We start from the raw sequence: 3,300 nt of genomic DNA, 5'->3' as shown, positions 1-3,300 counted from the left end.
CGTGTCAACCTTCGGGAATACTGTTTCTCTGCGAATCGTCTATTCCTTCTGCAGCACGTCTTCCATTTCTTCGATCATGCCCACGTTTCCACTTTCGATGAGTTTCCTGAATTCTTCCAGCTGTTCTTTGATTTCTTTGGACATTTCCGGGAATTTCGGAGCAATGTCCTTCAGTGCCCTGATGACGATCTGGGAGACCACGTAGCGGGTATACCATTTATTATCCGCCGGCACGATGTACCAGGGTGCTTCCTTGGTGGAGGTGGCGGAAATCATTTCGCCGTAGAGTTCCTGGTACCGGTCCCAGTACCGTCTTTCGTTAATGTCGGCCATGGAGAATTCCAAGTTTTTCTTTTTGTTGATAATCCGCTGGGCCAGGCGGTCCCGCTGTTCGTTTTTCGACAGGTGGAGGAATATTTTAATCATGTGAAATCCGTTTTCTCCCAGGTATCTTTCCCAGTCCCGGATCTGGCGGTAGCGGATGTCCCAGATGTTCTTGGTGATAAGGTTCTTCGGCAGCTTGTCCTGGCTGATGAGGTCATGCACCCTTGTCACCACCACGTCTTCGTAGTGGGAGCGGTTGAAAATGCCGATGTCCCCCCGCCGGGGCAGGGCTTTGTTAATGCGCCACATATAGTCGTGATCCTTTTCTTCGGTGGTGGGCTGCTTGAAGGACACCACGTGCACGCCGTTGGGGTCCAGATGGGAAAAAACGTGGCGGATGGTGCCGTCCTTGCCGGCGGCGTCCATGGCCTGGAGTACGATGATAAGGCCGTAGGTGCTCTGGGCATAGAGCTTGGCCTGCAGCAGGCTCAGCTCCTCCAGGGCTTTGGGAAAGGCGCTCATTTTCACCGATTCCTTATCCACATCCGTATCGCAGGCAGTGGGGAATTTCTTCAGATTGATTTTCTCCCCTTCCTCTGCCCGGTAGCGGTCAATATCGACTTTCACATAGCCATCGTATTTCTTTTCCAATCCATTTTCCTGATTTTCCATAATGGTTCTCTCCCCTGTAATTTTTGTAATGCGGGATGATTTTAGAAGGTATAAGGGATGCAGGGGGCCGCGAAGCGGCCCGGGCTCAGAGGGAATGAAAGGTTCTTACGGTTCTGAAGGTTCTTAAGTTTGACGCAGCCTGTGGCTGCGAGGGTTGCGGATTGCCCTTCGGGAAATGAGTTTTATATTGCCGCCTGAAGGCGGGCACCCCTTGCTCTGAAGAATGCACCCCTTACCGCCGACCGGTATTTATCGGCCCATGGGCCACTATCTCCACGTACCGAGATCCTTCGCTCCGCCCAGGATGACCGGTGGGAGCGGACAGCGGACAGCTCCCTTATTCCTTCTCTATGGAATTCTTGATTTCCTCCAGGGACTTGATATCCACTTCGGAAATGAGCTTCTTGAACTGTTCCAGCTGGGCCGCCACATCCGGCGCCAGCTTCGGGAACTGGGGATTGATTTTTTTCAGGGCCTGCAGGGTAATGAGGGCCACCACGTAGCGGGTGTACCATTTGTTATCCGCCGGCACGATGTACCAGGGGGAGATGTCCTTGGATGTTTTGGAAATCATTTCCTCATACAATTCCTGGTACCGGTCCCAGTACTGTCTTTCGTTGATATCGGACATGGAGAATTTCCAGTTCTTCTGCTGGTTGATGATACGGTCCATAAGGCGGCGCTGCTGTTCCTTCTTCGATACGTGGAGGAAAATCTTCACCATCTGGAAGCCGTTCTGGTAGAGGTATTTTTCCCAGTTGTTAATCTGCTCGTATCTTTCTTCCCAGATGTCCTTGTGAATCAGGTCCTGCGGCAGCTGGCCCTTGTGAATGAGGTCGTGAATGCGGGTGACGATAACGTCCTCGTACTGGGAACGGTTGAAAATGCCGATTTCTCCCCGCTCCGGCAGGGCCTTATTGATACGCCACATATAGTCGTGATCCTTTTCTTCCGTGGTGGGCTGCTTGAAGGACACCACCTTCACGCCGCCGGGATCCAGATTGGCGAAGACATGGTTCACCGTGCCGTCCTTGCCGGCGGCGTCCATGGCCTGGAGCACGATAATGAGTCCGTAGGTATTCTGGGCATAGAGCTTTTCCTGGAGATCCTTCATTTTTTCAATGGCTTCGGGGAAATAGAGGGATTTCACCTTTGTCTTGTCAATGGCCACATCACAGGCAGTGGCATATTTCTTCAGGCTGACCTTTGCCCCTTCCTTGACCCGGTACCGGTCAATATTCACTTTACCATCCTTGATTTCATCCATAGCTTCATCCTCCTGTTCATTAAAATCTCTCTTTATTATAAAACAGATTTCCCTTTGACGTCATAAAAAGAATTTCTATGACCGCTTATAGTATAATAAAAGAAAAGGAGGAATCACCATGGAAGAAGACAAAAAGCCCGAGGGAAAAAGATACCGCACCATGGAAAGCATTGCCGGCGTTTTCGCCGGTTCCGACGTGCGGCAGAAACTTTTTGGAAATAAGGGTTTCCAGTTTTACCTTTTCCAGAAAAGGTGGCCGAAAATCGTAGGGGACCTCATGGCAGAGGAATCCTACATCACCGGCTGCAAAGGCCCCCTCCTCTTCGTCCGGGTCACCAACTCCACCTTTCTCCAGCAGCTTTTCATGATGAAAGCCGACATTCTGAAAGCCCTTGCCAAGGATGAAATCGGACGCTATTTCACGGATATCAGATTTCTTTCCGGCTCCCCCAAAAAGCCCTACAAACCCTTCACCACCCTGGCCCCGGTAAACCGGGCCATTGAAAAGGAACAGAAAATGTACAGCCAGAGCCTTACGGCAGAGGAAGAGGGCTGGATTCAAAACTGGGTGGATAGCCACGTAAAAAAAGAGGCCCTTCGGCCTCCCTTTGCGGAAATGATGGAAGAAGTGCTGAAAATCAGGAAGGGCGAACTGGCCGGCGGCTACCACCCCTGCGCCCTCTGCGGCAGCCTCTGCCCGCCGGAGGACCCCCTCTGCCCCGCCTGCCGGCGGAAGCTGAAAAAGACGAAGCAGAACAAGGTCACCCTTCTTCTCAAGGCCAATCCCCACTACACCTACCAGCAGGTGCGCGCCATCCTTCCCTGTGAATACAGCATGTACGAAGAAGCCCGGGACATCCTCATCCACCGGGCCAAAGAAAAAATCTTCCACAAGCAGGCAGTGGCGGAAGAAAAAAGAAAGCTCCTCGCCCTCCTCCTCCACCGGCCCCTGGATGCCATTACGGAAAAAGAAGCGGAGGATATGCTGAAGAAAATGCCCCAGAAGAAATGGGACTAGGGAAGCACTGATTCATTCA

At 51.9% G+C, this 3,300-nt stretch carries 3 protein-coding genes; 1 reads left to right on the top strand and 2 read right to left on the bottom strand.

Features of this window, described 5'->3' with window-relative positions; genetic code table 11:
• Positions 1-39: 39 nt before the first annotated feature.
• Complete coding sequence (locus B2Y11_RS00830) at positions 40-996, bottom strand: PPK2 family polyphosphate kinase (protein WP_291054878.1); 957 nt, start codon at positions 994-996, stop codon at positions 40-42.
• Between the two features lie 337 nt (positions 997-1,333).
• Positions 1,334-2,263 carry a PPK2 family polyphosphate kinase gene (locus B2Y11_RS00825; RefSeq protein ID WP_291054875.1) on the bottom strand — a complete coding sequence of 310 codons (930 nt, stop codon included), beginning with the start codon at positions 2,261-2,263 and terminating at the stop codon, positions 1,334-1,336.
• 118 nt (positions 2,264-2,381) lie between these two features.
• On the opposite strand from B2Y11_RS00825, the gene B2Y11_RS00820 reads away from it, so the two are divergent.
• Positions 2,382-3,281, top strand: coding sequence for a DciA family protein (locus tag B2Y11_RS00820; RefSeq protein WP_291054872.1), 900 nt, complete (start codon positions 2,382-2,384; stop codon positions 3,279-3,281).
• The last annotated feature ends 19 nt before the right edge of the window (positions 3,282-3,300 follow it).

This window comes from Dialister sp. UBA1703 (assembly GCA_002320515.1).
Classification (GTDB): domain Bacteria; phylum Bacillota; class Negativicutes; order Veillonellales; family Dialisteraceae; genus Dialister.
This window is presented reverse-complemented; position numbering and strand designations above follow the sequence as displayed.